Source organism: Pseudomonas sp. AO-1 (assembly GCF_019775695.1).
GTDB lineage: Bacteria > Pseudomonadota > Gammaproteobacteria > Pseudomonadales > Pseudomonadaceae > Aquipseudomonas > Aquipseudomonas parakoreensis.
Genome location: NZ_CP079947.1, coordinates 2,148,624 through 2,165,110, shown reverse-complemented (window position 1 = coordinate 2,165,110; position 16,487 = coordinate 2,148,624). Strand labels below are relative to the sequence as shown.

Here is a 16,487-nt window from a genome sequence, read left to right as displayed (position 1 = left end):
CGCCCGGCCAGGCACCGCAGTGACGCTGCAGTGAACCGCTTTGGCGCACAAGGTCGATGTCCTGACACGGACCAGGATTATTTGAGTTAAGGTTTTGCTGCATGTACGCCCGCCAACAGCGCACGAGCGCGGCAGAGCGCACCAGGACATAGCAAAAGCTGTACCAGTCATTTGTACTGAACCTTCGCGCAAGGCTCATACTCGAACGCTTCAGACGTCACTTACGGAGATCCACCCATGGCCAGCATCAAGGCAAAGACCGCTCAAGAAATCCTGATGAACGACTTCCAGACTCTGGTCGCCGACACCGAGCGGTTGCTCGAACACACCGCGACGCTGGCGGGCGATCAGGCCGATGAGCTGCGTGAGCAGATCCACGACAGCCTGTTGCGCGCCCGTGAAACCCTGAAGCTGACCGAAGACACTCTGCGCGATCGCGGTCAGGCTGCGGTCACCGCCACCGAAGACTATGTGTCGGCCAATCCTTGGCAGTCGGTGGGCATCGCTGCCGGCGTGGGCTTTCTGATTGGCCTGCTGGCCACTCGGCGCTGATCATGTCGATCGGCGAATCCGGCCTGGGGTCGGGCACTTCATCCTCCACGCGGCGTCTGGGCGCCGCTGTTCTCGGCTTGCTGCACAGCCATGTCGAACTGTTCGGCATCGAGTTGCAGGAGCAGAAAGCACGCACCGTCAGCCTGTTGCTGTTCGCAGGCCTGGCGCTGGTGTTTGCCCTGCTGTTGCTGGTCGGTCTGTCGACGCTGGTGCTGATCGTGTTCTGGGACACTTATCGCCTGGCGGCAATCATTGGCCTGTGCGTGTTCTATACCTTGGCCGCCGCTTTCTGTGGGCTACGCCTCAAAGCAGCCGTCTTCGATGAATCCTCGCCCTTCCACGGCACGCTGGAAGAGTTGGCCAACGATCGGGAGCGCCTGTTGCCATGAGCTTGCCTGAACTGCCACACAACAGCTCGCGCCGGGAAATGCGCAAGGCACTGATCCGCCTGCGTATGGAAATGCACCGGCAGGAAATCCGCCATGAAGCCGGGCAAGTGCTGCAACCCTTGCAGCGCATGCGCGGGATGACGCAAAACCTGCAAGCAGGTTTCGGCATCAAGCACGCGCCGCTATGGGGCGTGGCTGCTGTGACCCTGTTGGGTTTTATCACCGGCAAGGGCGCGAAAAGCGGTGGCGTCGGCGGCCTGACCCGGCTGATACGTCTGGGCACCAGCCTCGGGCCGCTGATCAGACTGGTGATGCAGAGCTCGGGCAAACGCTGAGCCGGCGCATCTGGCTGCATTCTTGCAATATCCGCGGGATGAACCTCTTTACCCGGAGGTTCAATCCCGCGCGCCTACCCGGTCGGCGGGGTTCACCCAGAACAAGAACGACTAAGGAGGCCCCGTGATCGACGGGCAACCGCTCGCCTGCTTTCAACCTTTCATCGATACCGCCACCGGGCGTATTGCAGGCGTCGAAGCATTGGGTCGCCTGCGCCAGTCCGACGGCCAACTGGCCTCGGTCGGGCCGTTGTTTGCCGACCCACGCACACCCGCCATCGCCCTGCGCCGCCTCGACCGACAGATCCGCGACAACGCCCTGAGCCGACTGCATGAAGCCCCCGCCGAGTGGTTTCTCAGCCTGAACATGTCGCCGCGCTGGATCAGTCGCCTGCGCGCCGATCAGCCGTTGCCCAGCCTCAAGCAAATGGTGCGACACGACGTCGACCCGCAACGCATCGTGTTCGAGATCACTGAGCTGGGCGGCAACAGTCAGCGTCTGGCCGAAGTGGTGGCGCGTTATCGCGACGCGGGAGCGCGGATTGCGATTGATGATTTCGGCGCCGGTTATTCGCAGCTCGATCGGGTGCTGGCCTTGCAGCCGGACATCCTCAAACTCGACATGCGCCTGTTCCAGGCTGCCGCACTCGGCGGGCCGAGCAGTGACGTGGTCAAAGCACTGGCGCAAATGGCCGAGAAGACCGGCTGCTGGATCATTGCCGAAGGTGTGGAAACCGAGGCCCAGCTCAATTTCGCCCTGGAATGCGGTTCGCGCTACGTTCAGGGCTTCCTGTTTGCCCGGGCGCAGGAGGCGTTCTATCCAACGGATGCCTTCGTGCAGCGCTTCGCTCAATTGCGCCAGCGTTACGTGCGGCAGAAACTGGCTGAACGCGGGCGCCTGATGCAAATGCGTCAACAGCTCAGCGAACTGATGGCGATTCTCCAGGCCTGGGCTCAGGCCCACGCACCGCTCAGTGCGCTGCCGCAACTCGAAGCCTTTCCGTGGTTGCTGCGGTTCTACCAATGCGACCGGCATGGCACCCAACTCACGCCTAACCTTGAATGGCGGAACAACGGCTGGGTCGCCGATAACCGCTACCTGGGCCACAACTGGTCATGGCGTCCGTACTTCTATCATTTGCTGGCCGAAGGCTGGGAGGAGCGTCGCCTGACGCTGTCCAGCACCTACCGCGATGCCACGAGCAACCAGTATTGCCTGACCGCCGGGCAGTTCTTCGATAACGGCGAGCGCCTGCTGCTGATCGATATCGATGCCGCGGGCTTGTAGTTCCGCTTGCAGGTGTGTGGCTGAACCGGGAAGCTAGGGCAACAGTCATCCCAGTCACCGACGGAGAGAACCAGCCTTGGATTGGCAGACCCTGCTCAACCGCGAACGCCTTGGAAAACCGCTGCACAGCCCGCAAGAGCTGGGCCGCAGCCCGTTCCACAAAGACCACGACCGCATCATCTTCTCCGGCGCCTTCCGCCGCCTGGGGCGCAAGACCCAGGTGCATCCGGTATCGAGTAACGACCATATCCACACCCGGCTGACCCACTCGCTGGAAGTCAGCTGCGTCGGCCGCTCGCTGGGCATGCGCGTCGGCGAAACCTTGCGCAGTGCCCTGCCCGACTGGTGCGACCCGAGCGATCTGGGCATGGTCGTGCAATCGGCCTGCCTGGCCCATGACATCGGCAACCCGCCGTTCGGCCACTCTGGTGAAGACGCCATTCGTCACTGGTTCCAGCAAGCCGCCGGGCGCGGCTGGCTCGACGGCATGAGCGAAGCCGAGCGCGGTGACTTCCTCAATTTCGAAGGCAACGCGCAGGGCTTTCGGGTGCTGACTCAGCTTGAGTATCACCAGTTCGACGGTGGCACCCGCCTCACTTACGCCACCCTCGGCACCTATCTGAAGTACCCGTGGACCGCACGTCACGCCGACTCGCTGGGCTACAAGAAGCACAAGTTCGGCTGTTATCAGAGCGAACTGCCACTGCTGGAGCAGATCGCCCACAAGCTCGGCCTGCCACAACTGGAAGACCAACGCTGGGCGCGGCACCCGCTGGTATACCTGATGGAAGCGGCTGACGACATTTGCTATGCGCTGATCGACCTCGAAGACGGCCTGGAAATGGAACTGCTGGAGTACACGGAGGTTGAATCGCTGCTGCTCGGCCTGGTGGGAGACGATCTGCCGGAAACCTATCGCCAGCTCGGCCCGCAGGATTCGCGTCGACGCAAACTGGCGATCCTGCGCGGCAAGGCCATCGAGCACTTGACCAACGCCGCCGCCAGGGCGTTCGTCGAACAACAGGACGCATTGCTGGCAGGCACTCTGCACGGCGACCTGGTGGAACACATGCACGGCCCGGCCAAACGCTGCGTGCTGAATGCCAAGGACATTGCGCGCAAGAAAATTTTTCAGGACAAGCGCAAGACGCTGCATGAAATCGGCGCCTACACCACCCTGGAAATTCTCCTCAACGCATTCTGCGGCGCCGCGCTGGAGCAACATGGCGGCCGCACGCCGTCGTTCAAGAGCCGACGCATCCTCGATCTGCTGGGCAACAATGCGCCGGATCCCCATGGCCCGTTGCACACTTCGTTTCTGCGCATGATCGACTTCATCGCCGGGATGACCGACAGCTACGCCAGCGACATGGCGCTGGAGATGACCGGACGCTCCAGCCACTGACAGAACACCGCGCTCACCGGGTCGCCATGACTGCCCGGTTGAGTGCATGGTCTATTGAACCGGCGTTACGGTGCGCGATACTTGGGACTTTCACAGGTCATTTGTTTAACACTCAAAAAAGCCCGGACAAATCCTGCTTGTTCAATACTCTACAAGCAACTTACAACATTCAGATAAACAAATAACCTAAACACTTCCTTACGCGACACTGAGTTTGATCGTAGTCGATTTCCCTTTAGTGTGTAGGACTTATCCTATATCGCTGCTAGAGCCGTGGGAGTTCATGCGGCCGCTCATTTATCTGAGCTAAGGTGCGCGCTTTATTCGCGCACGTATGGGATTTGATTATGAACTCCGTTTTTATTGTCGATGATCACCCCGTCATCCGGCTTGCCGTTCGGATGCTGCTCGAGCATGAAGGTTACAAGGTCGTCGGCGAAACCGATAACGGGGTCGATGCCATGCAGATGGTCCGCGAATGCATGCCCGACCTGATCATCCTTGATATCAGCATTCCCAAACTCGACGGCCTGGAAGTCCTCGCCCGTTTCAACGCCATGGGGACTCCGCTCAAGACCCTGGTGCTGACCGCACAATGCCCGACCCTGTTCGGCATTCGCTGCATGCAGTCCGGCGCATCCGGTTATGTGTGCAAGGAAGAAGACTTGAGCGAACTGGTCAGTGCGATCAAGGCGGTACTTTCCGGTTACAACTATTTCCCCAGCCAGGCGTTGAATCCGGTGCGCAGCGATGATGTGCGTTATGCCGAACTGGAGTTATTCAAGTCCGTCAATGACCGGGAACTCATGGTATTGCAGTTATTTGCCCAAGGGCGCACCAACAAGGAAATTGCCAAAGGCATGTTTCTCAGTAACAAGACTGTCAGTACCTATAAAAAACGCCTGATGCAGAAACTGAAAGCCAGGTCGCTGGTGGAACTTATCGAGATGGCCAAACGCAACGCACTAGTGTGAGAGCCCGAATGCCCAGTCGTTTAAAGATCTATCTTGCCCTCTTGTGTGCGAGCCTGTGCCTGACGACTCAGAGCCATGCCGACCTCGTCACGGCGCAAGAGTATGTGCTGCGCAGCCGTTCGGGTCATGAAGCACTGTCCGTGACACTGGAGCCTGCGCAGCGACAATGGCTGCAGACGCGCAGCGAACTGATACTGGGCACTTCCGCACCGGATTATCCGCCGTTCGACATGACGGCCAGCGGTCGCGATTACGAAGGATTTACCGCCGATTACGCCGGCCTCCTCGAACAGGCCAGCGGACTGCCAGTGCGGGTCCAGCGCTTTGCCTCACGGGAAGCCGCCTTGCGCGCATTGAAAGCCGGTCAGGTCGACATGCTCGGTACCGCCAACGGTTTCGAAGCCAGTGACGCGGATATCCTGCTTTCAACGCCCTACGCCATCGATCAGCCGGTACTGGTCACCCGTGAAGACGAAACCCGAACGCTCACCCAGGGACTGGCCGGTCTGCGCCTGAGCATGGTCTATCACTATCTGCCCCAGGACGAGGTCCGGGCGCTGTATCCGAAAGCCATCCTGACCTCCTATCCGTCCTATCAAAACGCAATCAACGCGGTGGCGTTTGATCAGGCCGACGTGTTTCTGGGCGATACCATTTCCACCCACTACATGATCAACAAGGGCTATCTGAACAACATCCGCATGGCCAATTTCGGCAAACAGGAAGCCCACGGCTTCAGCTTTGCCGTACACGCCAAAAACCCACAACTGCTGGCCATCATCAACGCCATCCTACAGGCCATACCGACCAGTGAACGGGACAGCATCGCCAAGCGCTGGAGCGCCGGCAGCGACATTCTGCTGACCGACCAGAAGCTGCAATTGACCCATCATGAAGAGCAGTGGCTCAAACAGCATCCGGTGCTGCGTGTGGTGGTGAACGAAGCGTTCGCCCCGCTGACGTTCTTCGACAGCGATGGCAATCTGCGCGGCATTACCGCAGACCTGCTTGAGCTGCTGCGCTTGCGCACCGGCATGCGCTTCGAACTGGTGCGCAGCCGCAGTGACGGCGACATGGTGGAGCAGCTCAATCAGCATCGGGCCGATCTGATCGCGGCGCTGCTTCCCAGCCCGCAGCGGGAAAAAACCCTGCAATTCAGTCGCCCCTATCTGGAAAACTCCTTCGTTCTGCTGACCCGCAAATCCCCCGACAGCCCGACGCATCCGGCTCAGCTCAGGGGCAAATACCTGGCGATTGCCCAGGGCAGCCCCATGACCGATTATCTGCGCCGCGAGTTTCCCGATATCCGCCTGACCGAAACCTCGGACACCTTCGGCGCCGCGACATTGCTCGCTGAAGGCAGGGCCGATGGCGCGGTCACCTCACTGGTCATCGCCAATTACCTGATCTCGTCGCGGATCTTCGAACATCAGTTGCAGATCACCACGACCCTGGGCACTCGCCAGGCCGCCTTCTCGCTGGCCACGGCGCGTGACAACCGCGAGCTGAGTTCGATCCTCGACAAAGCGCTGCTGAGCATCAGCCCCGAAGAACTGGGCGTCATCAACAGCCGCTGGCGCGGTTTCTCCAATGCCGCGCAAAGCAACTGGCATCAATACCAGCGCCTGTTTTACCAACTGATCGGGGCGGCATGCCTGTTGCTGTTGCTGTCACTGCTCTGGAACGCCTACATGCGCCACCAGATCAAGCAACGTCAGGCCGCCGAGCGCGCGCTCAACGATCAGTTCGAATTCATGCGCTCGCTGGTCAACGGCACCCCTCACCCGATCTATGTGCGTGACCGCCGGGGTCTGCTGCAAAGCTGCAACGACAGCTACCTGGAAGTCTTCAACGCCAAACGCGAAGACGTGATCGGCAAAAGTGTCATGCAAGGCACCCTGAGCAATGCCTTCGAAGCCCAGGCCTTCCAGGCGGATTACCAACGGGTTGTGGCCGAAGGGACGCCGCTGTTGCTCGACCGTCCGCTGCACATCGGTGGCCGGCGCCTGACGATCTATCACTGGATCCTGCCGTACCGCGACTCCAGCGGCGAAGTGCAAGGGATCATCGGTGGCTGGATCGACATCAGTGAACGTCGCCAATTGTTCGATGAACTGCGCACGGCCAAAGAGCAGGCGGACAACGCCAACCGCGCCAAAAGTACCTTTCTGGCAACCATGAGCCACGAAATCCGTACGCCGATGAATGCCATCATCGGCATGCTCGAACTGACGCTCGAGCGCATGAGCGACCAGGCACCGGATCGCTCATCCATCGAAACCGCTTACTGTTCGGCCAAGGATCTGCTGGGCCTGATCGGCGACATCCTCGATATCGCACGAATCGAGTCCGGGCACCTGAGTCTGAGCCCCGAGCGGGTCAATCTGGTCGAAACCGTGGCGTCAGTGGTCAGAATTTTCGACGGTCTGGCCCGCCAGAAAAACCTCGCCTTGCCCCTGACGGTCAATCCTCCCGGACTCGCCGTCGACGTGGAGCTGGATCCGTTGCGCTTCAAGCAAGTCCTGTCGAACCTGATCAGCAACGCCATCAAATTCACCGAACGCGGACAAGTGCGCATCGCGCTGGACGTACGACCCAACGACGCGGGCGTGTATTCCCTGATCCAACTGACCATTCACGACACCGGAGTCGGAATCAGCACCGAAGATCAACAACGCCTGTTCGAACCGTTTTCCCAGGCCAACAGTGGTCGGCAACAGGCTCGCAGCGGTGCGGGCCTGGGGCTGGTCATCAGCCGCAACCTCTGTGAAATGATGGGCGGTCAACTGCAGTTGAGCAGTCAGCCCGGGATCGGCACCCAGGTCTGCCTGTCGTTGCCGTTGCAGACGCTGCCGTGCAAGGCCACCGTAGCGAAAACCGCACCGCCGATCGCCCCGTCTGCGACACCGCTGAACATTCTGGTGGTTGATGACCATCCGGCCAACCGCCTGCTGCTGTGCCAGCAGCTGGAATTCCTCGGTCATCGTTTCAGTGTTGCCGAAGAGGGGCGAAGCGCATTTGCAGTCTGGCAGGCCGGCGAATTCGATCTGGTCATCGCCGACTGCAACATGCCAGTGATGAACGGCTATGAACTGACCGAGGCCATCCGCCAACAGGAACGGCGCACCGGCCGCGCACCTTGTACGGTGCTGGGCTTCACGGCCAATGCCCAGCCCGAAGAGGTTAAGCGCTGCAAACAGGCTGGCATGAATGACTGCCTGTTCAAACCCTTGAGTCTCAGCGCCCTGAACCATTGGGTCAACGGGTTACGACCGGCATCGCCGGGGCCGGCGTTCAATCTTCAGGGCCTGAATCAGTTGACCGGTGGCAATCCGCAGCAAGCCCGGCGCCTGCTCACGCAACTGCTAAAGAGTAGCCGTCTGGATCGCGAGGAGCTTCTGGCCCTGGCGCCGCACAATGACCGTGAAGCATTGGCGGTCGTGGCACACAAGATCAAGGGTGCCGCCCGGATCGCCCAGGCCTCGCGCCTGATTGCCTGTTGCGATGCGCTGGAACAAGCCTGCCTGCAGACAACCTCGCTGGCGACCATCGTGCGCTGCACCGAGGCCACCGACGCAGCGATTGTCGAACTGGAGCAGGCATTGCAGCGACAACTGGAACCTTTAGAAGAAGGCACACTGGGCGAGCCTTAACTATGCTTGGACGCTGAGCAGTGTGTTTACTTCAATGGAGAGTCAGCAATGCCCAGCCCACTGCGCCCGGATCAACGCCGATTCCCGTTGCACGTGCACATCAGCGTCATGTTCACCTTCCTGCTGTTGCTGACAGGCGTTGTGCTGGGGTTGTTCAATTATCGCCAGACCACCCGGATCATCCTGTCGAGCAGTGAAAACCTGTTCAACCGCATCGAACAGGACGTGCGCCTGGACCTGCATTCAACTTACGAACCGATCCGGCACCTGCTGAGCCTTCTGGCCAACGATCAGGCAGCCGACGCTTCGAACCTGCAGCAGCGTCTGGCGCTACTCAAGCCGTTCACTCAGTCACTCAAGGACAACAGCGATCTCGCGTCGCTGTATCTGGGGTACGGCAACGGCGACTTCTTCATGGTTCGGCCGTTGCGCACCAACGCCCTTAAAACCCTGCTCAAGGCGCCGCCGACCGCAGCCTATCAAGTCTGGAGCATTGAGCATGACGCCAGCGGCACCGTATCGTCGCAGTCACTGTTCTTTGACCAGACACTGGCGCCGGTGGGGCGCGACGTCAATCCCGACGACCGCTACGACCCGCGTACCCGCAACTGGTACATCAACGCCCTGCAACAGGGTGACCAGATCACCACTGAGCCCTATGTATTTTTCTCCACGCACAATGTGGGCACCACGCTCGCCCGTCGCAGCAGCGCAGACTCCGTCATCGGTGCCGACCTGACCCTTGAAGCACTTTCCGCCACCTTGCTCAAGCATGTCGTCACCCCCTCCACCGAAATCGTGTTGTTCGATGCCGATGGCAATGCGGTGGCCTATCCCGATAGCCGCCGGCTGATTGTCGACGACCGCAGCGCGCGCCTGGCCAAGGCCGCCGACCTGAGCCCGAACCTGCACGCGTTGCTGTCCGCGCCCCATCAGGGCAAACGGCTCGACGTCAATGGGCGCCACTGGATCGTCGCCCGCAGCAACCTGCAGGAAGGTGGGCCGAACGGTTTGCAGATGGCCCTGCTGGTGCCGGAGGACGAACTGCTGGCCGACGCCTACCGCATGCGCTGGCAAGGCGCGCTGATCACCCTCGCGATCTTGCTGCTGTGCCTGCCGCTGGGCTGGCTGATCTCGCGGATTCTGGTCAAACCGTTGCACGCGCTGGTCAAGGAAGCCGACGCGATCCGCAGTTTCGATTTCAATTTTCCGGTCACCCGCCGCTCGCCGGTGCTGGAGGTCGACCAGTTGAGCCTGTCGATGGCGCGCATGAAAGAGACACTCGCCAGCTTCTTCCGCATCACCGACAGCCTCAGCGCCGAAACCCGCTTCGCCCCGCTGCTGCAACGGGTGCTGTTCGAAACGGTGCAGATCGCCCAGGCCCAGGCAGGGTTGATCTATCTGCGCGAAAGCGACGGCAACCGGATGGAACCCTATGGGCTGGTGATCGACGGTGTTTCGCAGGAGCCGGGCAGGCTCAACGTGCTCGGCCAGGACCTGCTGGCAGATCAGGGCCCGGCTTGGTTTCAGCAACTGATCCACGCCGACAACGTGGTCAGCAGCCTTGGCTTCGAGCAGGCCGCAGACTTGCAAAACGTCCTGTTGGCCATGCAGTCGCCGCGCATCCACCTGATCGGTATCCGCCTGCGTAATCGCCACAACGAAACCATCGGCCTGTTGGTTCTGCTGATCAACGACAGCGGCAACGCTCAGGATCTGGAAAAACTGCGCCCGGACCGCATCGCCTTCCTGCAAGCAGTGTCCGGTGCGGCGGCGGTGAGTATTGAAAGTCAGCGTCTGCAAGCGAAACAGAAGCAGTTGCTCGATGCGTTCATCCAGTTACTGGCCGGCGCCATCGACGCCAAGAGCCCCTACACCGGCGGCCACTGCCAGCGTGTGCCGGAATTGACCCTGATGCTTGCGCAAGCCGCTGCCGCCAGCCAGGCACCGGCGTTTCAGCGTTATCAGCCCAGCGAAGACGAGTGGGAAGCCCTGCACATTGCGGCCTGGCTGCACGATTGCGGCAAGGTCACCACACCCGAATATGTCGTCGACAAGGCGACCAAACTGGAAACCCTCAACGATCGCATCCACGAAATTCGCACCCGTTTCGAAGTGCTCAAGCGCGACGCCTGGGTCAGTTATTGGCAGGCGCTGGCGCTCGGCGGCAACGCGGCGCAACTGAGCGAACAGCGTGACGCCGCGCTGACGCAACTGGACGATGACTTTGCCTTTGTTGCCCGCTGCAATCTGGGCGGCGAGGCCATGGCACCCGCCGATCTGCAGCGCCTTGAGCGCATCGCCGAGCGGCGCTGGATGCGCACCCTCGATGATCGCCTGGGGGTGTCATGGGAGGAAAACCGCCGTCAGGCGCAAACGCCCGCGCCAACGCTGCCGGTCAGCGAACCTCTGCTGGCCGACAAGCCCGAACACCTGATCGAACGCGCCGAGAGTGAACTGATTCCCGAAGACAATCCGTGGGGGTTCAAACTGGATGTGCCGCGCTACAAATACAATCGCGGCGAACTGTACAACCTGAGCATTGCCCGGGGCACGCTGACTCGCGAAGAACGCTACATCATCAATCACCACATGGTGCAGACGATCCTGATGCTCAGCCACCTGCCCTTCCCCGGGCACCTGGACAGCGTTGCGGAAATCGCCGGCGGGCATCACGAAAAAATGGACGGCAGCGGCTATCCAAAGCGCCTGAAACGCGAAGACATGAGCCTGCCGGCACGGATGATGGCGATTGCCGATATTTTCGAGGCGCTGACGGCTGCGGATCGGCCGTACAAGAAAGCCAAAACCCTGAGCGAGGCATTGGCGATCATGGCCACCATGTGCCGCGAGGCGCACATCGACGCCGAGCTGTTCGCGCTGTTCATCAATGACGGGGTTTACATGCAATACGCTGCGCGGTTTCTCGATCCGCGCCAGATCGATGCGGTGGATCCGGCCAGCCTGCTGCGCAAGGCTGGCCTGAGTGCCTGATCAGCAGTCGGTCAGACGCAGGAAGATCGCCGCCAATTGCTCGATACCCGCCTGATCGTCGGTGCCAAAACGCGCCAGTTTCGGGCTGTCGAGATCGAGTACGCCGATCAACCGACCGTCCTTGACCAGCGGCACTACCAACTCGCTGTTGGAAGCGCTGTCGCAAGCGATATGGCCGGGGAAAGCATGCACGTCTTCGACGCGCTGAGTCTGCAGACTGGCCGCCGCGGCGCCACACACGCCGCGCCCGAACGGAATGCGCACGCAAGCGATCTGGCCCTGGAACGGACCGAGCACCAGCTCTTCATTGCGATTGAGGTAGAAACCCGCCCAGTTCAAGTCATCGAGCTGGTTGAACAGAAACGCCGAAAACTGCGCGGCATTCGCGATGAAATCGCGCTCGTCCGCCAGCAGCGATTCCAGTTGTGCGGCCAACATGCCATAGCCTTCGAGGCCCTGGCCGCTTTGTTGCAAATCAATCATGCCTTGTGCTCCAGCAATTTCAGTCCCACCCAGTAACGGGCGAATTGGTACGCGCAACGGCCGTTGCGATTGCCGCGCCCGGTGGCCCAGCGCACAGCGAGAATGTCCAGTTGTTCGTCGCGCTGCCAGCTCAGGCCAGCCTTGGCGGCCAACTGGCCGATCCAGTGTTCGACGACATTGAGGAAGTGTTCCTGGGTAAACGGATAAAACGACAGCCACAGACCGAAACGGTCCGACAAGGCGATCTTGTCTTCCACCGCCTCACTCGGGTGCAGCTCGCCGTCGACACGCTTCCAGTTTTCGTTGTCGCTTTCCTTCTCCGGCACCAGATGGCGGCGATTGGAAGTGGCGTACAGCAGAACGTTGTCCGGGGCCTGCTCGAGCGAGCCGTCGAGCACGCTTTTCAGCACGCGGTAATCGCCTTCGCCGGATTCGAACGACAGGTCATCGCAAAACAGCACGAAGCGCTGCGGCAGTTTGCCGATCTGCTCGACCACGCGCGGCAGGTCGGCCAGATGATCGCGTTCGATCTCGATCAAACGCAGGCCGGCCTTGGCGTGCTCAGCCAGCAGCGCGCGCACCAGCGAGGATTTACCGGTACCGCGCGAACCCCAGAGCAGCGCATGGTTGGCCGGCATGCCGTCGAGAAACTGTTGGGTGTTGCGGCCCAGTTGCTCCAGTTGACGGTCGACACCGATCAGGTCGGACAGGCGCATGTCGAGGCTGACGTCCAGCGGCAGCAAGTACCCGCTACGCCCGTCTCGCTGCCAGCGCGCCGCCAGGCACGTGTCCCAGTCGATCAGCGGACGTGGCGCCGGCAGCAAGGGTTCGATCCGCGCCAGAACCGACTCGGCGCGTTCAAGAAAAGCATTCAATCGGGAATCCACGTCTTCTCCTCGGGCACGTTCACAGTGATGATGTCGATACAGCGACGACAGACAGATTTCAATCCCCCGCTCAGGCCTTGTTACAAGGCGATTCGGGAACCTCGGTATCCAGACATGATCGACTATGCTTGAGCAGCGAAGGGAAACGGAAGTGGTTCAACACCCCATGGATATCAAATTCACCCACCGGCTGTCTTACAAGCAAGCCAGATTCACTGTGCTGGTCGGGTTCATTCTGGGCACGCTGCTCAGCCTGCTGCAAATCGGCATCGATTATGCCAGCGAAGACGCCTCCATCAACCGTGAAATCCTGTCTTTGCTGGAAATCAGCCACAATCCGGCATCGCGGATCGCCTACAACATCGACGCTGAACTGGCGCAGGAATTGACTCTGGGCCTGTTGCGTTCGCCGGCGATCATCTCGGCACAACTGACGGACAACAATGGCAACGTGCTGGCCAACGTCAAACGCCCGGAGCTGCAAAGCGGCTATCGAGTGATCAGCGACTTCCTGTTCGGCGCCAAACGCCAGTTCGAAGACCGTCTTTACCTCGACCACCTGCCTGACGAATCATTGGGCATCCTCAGCCTTGAAGTCGACACGTACGCGTTCGGCAGCCGTTTCCTGCGCCGCGCCGAAGTCACTCTGCTCAACGGGTTTGCCCGCAGCCTGATCCTCACCGGGATCCTGCTGGCGTTGTTCTACGTGATGCTGACCAAGCCACTGGTACGGCTGATTCGTGAACTCAGTGCGCGCGACGCACGCAGTGCAGAACCGACAACGCTGGAATGCCCGGCCGGCCACGCCAATGACGAGATCGGCGTGCTGGTCAAAGTCGCCAACCAGCAGTTCGAAAACATCGCCACGGAAATCCAGCAGCGCCGCAACGCCGAAAACCGCCTGACCGACTACCTCGGGCAGTTGGAGCACATCGTTTCAGCCCGCACCGCCGAGCTCAAGGCGATCAACACCCGGCTCAGCCAGTCCAACGAAGAACTGGAGATCGCCCGCAGCACCGCACTGGACATGGCCGAAGCACGCTCGGCGTTCCTTGCCAACATGAGTCACGAGATCCGCACCCCGCTCAACGGTCTGCTGGGCATGATCGCTCTGTCCCTTGACGGCCCGCTGAACGCCGAACAACAGCAACAGCTGTCAATTGCCCATGACTCGGGCAAGGTGCTGGTGGAGCTGCTCAACGATATTCTCGACCTGTCCAAGTTCGATGCCGGGCAACTGGAGCTCGAGCACATTCCGTTCGACCTCGGCTCGCTGATCGAGGATACCGCCAACCTGCTGTCGCAGAACGCCGCGCCGAGCGTCGAGCTGACCTGCCTGATCGATCCGCACTTCCCCGCTCTGGTGCTGGGAGATCCGACCCGGGTGCGGCAGATCGTCAGCAATCTGTTGTCCAATGCCCTGAAGTTCACCCGCTTCGGCCGGGTTGATGTGCGTCTGTCGGCCCATGGCGACGGGGTGCGCATTGAAGTCTGCGACACCGGTATCGGCATCGCCCAGGAAGCTCAGGTGAAAATCTTCCAGCCGTTCACCCAGGCGGGCGCCGGTATCACCCGGCAGTACGGCGGCACCGGTCTCGGCCTGGCGCTGACCTACAACCTCTGTGAAGCCATGCAGGGTCGACTGACCATCAGTTCCGAGGCCGGTTTCGGCAGTCAGTTTTGTGCCGACCTGCCGCTGCCGTGCCATACCCGGGCGATCATGCCGCCACCGCTGCACGGCAAGGTATTGGCGATCACCTCGGCCAGCAGCGGCCTGGCGGAACTGCTCAAGACGCTGTTGCCGGTGTGGGGCGTGACGTATGAACAGCGCACCATGGACGACCCGTTGCTGGGCCTGTCACCCGATCTGCTGATCACCGATTGCCCGGAATGCCTGTTCAGTCTGCGCCCGACCCTCAGCGCGCCGATCCTGGTGGTGACCGCTTATGGCAGCTTCATGCCCAGCGAAGAGGCCGCTGCGCTGGCGCCATTGCAGCAACAGGCCCGACCACTGGCACGCAACGCGCTGTATCAGATCCTGCGGCGCATTCTGCTGGCAGACATCACCACGAACAACGATGCGCAGCAAGAAAGCCAGCCGGTTCAACGCCGCGGACGCGTGCTGCTGGTGGAGGACAATCCGGTCAACCAGTTGGTGGCCAAAGGCATGCTTGGCAAGCTCGGGTGCGACGTGGTGGTCGCCGCCCACGGCGCCGAAGCGCTGGATCAACTGGAGCACGATGAGTTCGACCTGGTGCTGATGGACTGCAACATGCCGGTGATGGACGGCTACGAAGCGAGCCGGCAGATTCGCCAGAGCGGGCGCTGGCCGCACCTCCCGATCGTGGCACTGACCGCCAACGCCATGTCCGAGGAGCGCGAGCGCTGCCGTGCCGCCGGCATGAGCGATTATCTGGCCAAGCCGTTCCGCCGCGAAGAGCTGGCGGCCCTGCTCGACCAGTGGATTCCGACTACGTCAGCGCCTTGATCTGCCCCAGCAGGTGATCAAGACCGTTACGCAAATCATTGAGCCGATCAAGATCCACGCCGCTGTCGCACAACAATCGGGCCTTGAGCGGCCCAACCTGCTCGCGCAACGCCTGGCCCTGGGTGGTCAGGCTTAGATGCACTTCACGCTCGTCACGCGTCGAGCGCTGGCGCTGCACCCACTGCAATTGCTCAAGCCGCTTGAGCAACGGCGTCAGAGTGCCGGAGTCCAGCGCCAGACGCTCGCCCAAGGCCTTGACCGTCGGTTGCTCCGGCGCTCTGTCCTGCCACTCCCACAGCACCAGCATCACCAGGTACTGCGGGTACGTCAGGCCGAGCTGATCGAGCATCGGCTTGTAAGCGCGAATCACCGCCCGGGACGCAGCATACAACTTGAAGCACAACTGACTGTCGAGCTTCAGCGAATCGTCGGGCAGGCTGTTCATTTGAGCAGGGCTTCGATCTCGCCGCTGATGTCCTGCGGCTTGGTGGTCGGCGCAAAACGCTTGACCAGTTGCCCATCCTTGCCGATCAGGAACTTGGTGAAATTCCACTTGATGCCCTCCGAGCCGAGCAGACCCGGAGCGCGTTTTTTCAACTGTACGAACAGTGGATGCGCATCAGAACCGTTGACATCGATCTTCTTGAACAACGGGAAACTCACGCCGTAATTCAGCTCACAGAATTCGCTGATCGCACCCTCGTTGCCTGGCTCCTGCTTGCCGAACTGATTACATGGAAACCCCAGCACCACCAGGCCCTGATCCTTGTAGGTCTGCCACAGCTCTTCCAGTCCTTTGTATTGCGGGGTGAAGCCGCATTTGCTGGCGGTGTTGACCACCAGAACGGCCTTGCCGGCGAAGTCGGCCAGGGTCTTTTGTTCACCCTTGATGGTGGTGACAGGAATATTCAGCAGGTTGTCGCTCATGAGACGGCTCCACGGGTTATCGGCAAAGGTCAAACATAGCGAGCAATTAAATTGTGTGCAATTTAATTAATTGAGTTGCCATCATGTAGGAGCTGCCGAAGGCTGCGATCTT

13 protein-coding genes are annotated in these 16,487 nt (G+C 60.8%); 9 read left to right on the top strand and 4 right to left on the bottom strand.

The window, feature by feature from the left end; all coding sequences use genetic code 11:
• Positions 1-237 precede the first annotated feature (237 nt).
• The 8 genes from KVQ82_RS10120 (at position 238) to KVQ82_RS10085 (ending at position 11,590) form a co-directional block, all read left to right on the top strand.
• The gene (locus tag KVQ82_RS10120; RefSeq protein ID WP_025113166.1) at positions 238-552 is read left to right on the top strand and encodes a YqjD family protein; all 315 of its coding nucleotides are present in this window, start codon (positions 238-240) and stop codon (positions 550-552) included.
• Positions 553-554: 2 nt separating this feature from the next.
• Complete coding sequence (locus KVQ82_RS10115) at positions 555-941, top strand: phage holin family protein (protein WP_041069617.1); 387 nt, start codon at positions 555-557, stop codon at positions 939-941.
• Positions 938-1,276, top strand: coding sequence for a hypothetical protein (locus tag KVQ82_RS10110; protein WP_041069615.1), 339 nt, complete (start codon positions 938-940; stop codon positions 1,274-1,276). Before KVQ82_RS10115 ends, KVQ82_RS10110 begins: the two co-directional genes overlap by 4 nt.
• Before the next feature lie 124 nt (positions 1,277-1,400).
• Entirely contained in the window at positions 1,401-2,564 is a 1,164-nt protein-coding gene (locus KVQ82_RS10105) for an EAL domain-containing protein (protein ID WP_222018767.1), read from the top strand.
• 76 nt (positions 2,565-2,640) lie between these two features.
• Positions 2,641-3,969 carry a deoxyguanosinetriphosphate triphosphohydrolase gene (locus KVQ82_RS10100; protein WP_086794306.1) on the top strand — a complete coding sequence of 443 codons (1,329 nt, stop codon included), beginning with the start codon at positions 2,641-2,643 and terminating at the stop codon, positions 3,967-3,969.
• A gap of 347 nt (positions 3,970-4,316) precedes the next feature.
• A complete protein-coding gene (locus KVQ82_RS10095) occupies positions 4,317-4,943 on the top strand; it encodes a response regulator transcription factor (protein ID WP_041069609.1) in 627 nt (208 codons plus the stop codon).
• Positions 4,944-4,951: 8 nt separating this feature from the next.
• On the top strand, positions 4,952-8,596 hold the full coding sequence (locus KVQ82_RS10090; protein ID WP_222018766.1) for a transporter substrate-binding domain-containing protein: 3,645 nt from the start codon (positions 4,952-4,954) through the stop codon (positions 8,594-8,596).
• A gap of 48 nt (positions 8,597-8,644) precedes the next feature.
• Entirely contained in the window at positions 8,645-11,590 is a 2,946-nt protein-coding gene (locus KVQ82_RS10085; RefSeq protein WP_222018765.1) for an HD domain-containing phosphohydrolase, read from the top strand.
• Here the strand turns inward: KVQ82_RS10085 and KVQ82_RS10080 are convergent, their stop codons facing one another.
• Both KVQ82_RS10080 and KVQ82_RS10075 read right to left on the bottom strand, forming a co-directional pair.
• Positions 11,591-12,073: a GAF domain-containing protein gene (locus KVQ82_RS10080; RefSeq protein ID WP_039770434.1), complete on the bottom strand. Its 483-nt coding sequence runs from the start codon at positions 12,071-12,073 to the stop codon at positions 11,591-11,593. It lies immediately after the preceding gene.
• Positions 12,070-12,960 (bottom strand): ATP-binding protein, encoded by an 891-nt coding sequence (locus KVQ82_RS10075; protein WP_041069591.1) that lies wholly within the window; start codon positions 12,958-12,960, stop codon positions 12,070-12,072. Before KVQ82_RS10075 ends, KVQ82_RS10080 begins: the two co-directional genes overlap by 4 nt.
• A 166-nt stretch (positions 12,961-13,126) precedes the next feature.
• On the opposite strand from KVQ82_RS10075, the gene KVQ82_RS10070 reads away from it, so the two are divergent.
• Entirely contained in the window at positions 13,127-15,448 is a 2,322-nt protein-coding gene (locus KVQ82_RS10070) for a response regulator (protein ID WP_222018764.1), read from the top strand.
• On the opposite strand, the gene KVQ82_RS10065 is transcribed toward KVQ82_RS10070, so the two are convergent.
• Together KVQ82_RS10065 and KVQ82_RS10060 are read right to left on the bottom strand one after the other, a co-directional pair.
• Positions 15,432-15,893, bottom strand: a complete 462-nt coding sequence (locus KVQ82_RS10065) for a MarR family winged helix-turn-helix transcriptional regulator (protein WP_108183396.1) — start codon at positions 15,891-15,893, stop codon at positions 15,432-15,434. The two genes, KVQ82_RS10070 and KVQ82_RS10065, sit on opposite strands and share 17 nt — an antisense overlap.
• Positions 15,890-16,375, bottom strand: a complete 486-nt coding sequence (locus tag KVQ82_RS10060) for a glutathione peroxidase (protein WP_027613435.1) — start codon at positions 16,373-16,375, stop codon at positions 15,890-15,892. Before KVQ82_RS10060 ends, KVQ82_RS10065 begins: the two co-directional genes overlap by 4 nt.
• Positions 16,376-16,487 lie beyond the last annotated feature (112 nt).

Bases quoted from the DNA above. Each gene is read 5' to 3' on its own strand.
- KVQ82_RS10120 (WP_025113166.1), top strand. From the start codon at position 238: ATGGCCAGCATCAAGGCAAAGACCGCTCAAGAAATCCTGATGAACGAC.
- KVQ82_RS10060 (WP_027613435.1), bottom strand. From the start codon at position 16,375: ATGAGCGACAACCTGCTGAATATTCCTGTCACCACCATCAAGGGTGAA.
- KVQ82_RS10080 (WP_039770434.1), bottom strand. From the start codon at position 12,073: ATGATTGATTTGCAACAAAGCGGCCAGGGCCTCGAAGGCTATGGCATG.
- KVQ82_RS10115 (WP_041069617.1), top strand. From the start codon at position 555: ATGTCGATCGGCGAATCCGGCCTGGGGTCGGGCACTTCATCCTCCACG.
- KVQ82_RS10085 (WP_222018765.1), top strand. From the start codon at position 8,645: ATGCCCAGCCCACTGCGCCCGGATCAACGCCGATTCCCGTTGCACGTG.
- KVQ82_RS10090 (WP_222018766.1), top strand. From the start codon at position 4,952: ATGCCCAGTCGTTTAAAGATCTATCTTGCCCTCTTGTGTGCGAGCCTG.
- KVQ82_RS10070 (WP_222018764.1), top strand. From the start codon at position 13,127: ATGGATATCAAATTCACCCACCGGCTGTCTTACAAGCAAGCCAGATTC.
- KVQ82_RS10065 (WP_108183396.1), bottom strand. From the start codon at position 15,893: ATGAACAGCCTGCCCGACGATTCGCTGAAGCTCGACAGTCAGTTGTGC.
- KVQ82_RS10110 (WP_041069615.1), top strand. From the start codon at position 938: ATGAGCTTGCCTGAACTGCCACACAACAGCTCGCGCCGGGAAATGCGC.
- KVQ82_RS10095 (WP_041069609.1), top strand. From the start codon at position 4,317: ATGAACTCCGTTTTTATTGTCGATGATCACCCCGTCATCCGGCTTGCC.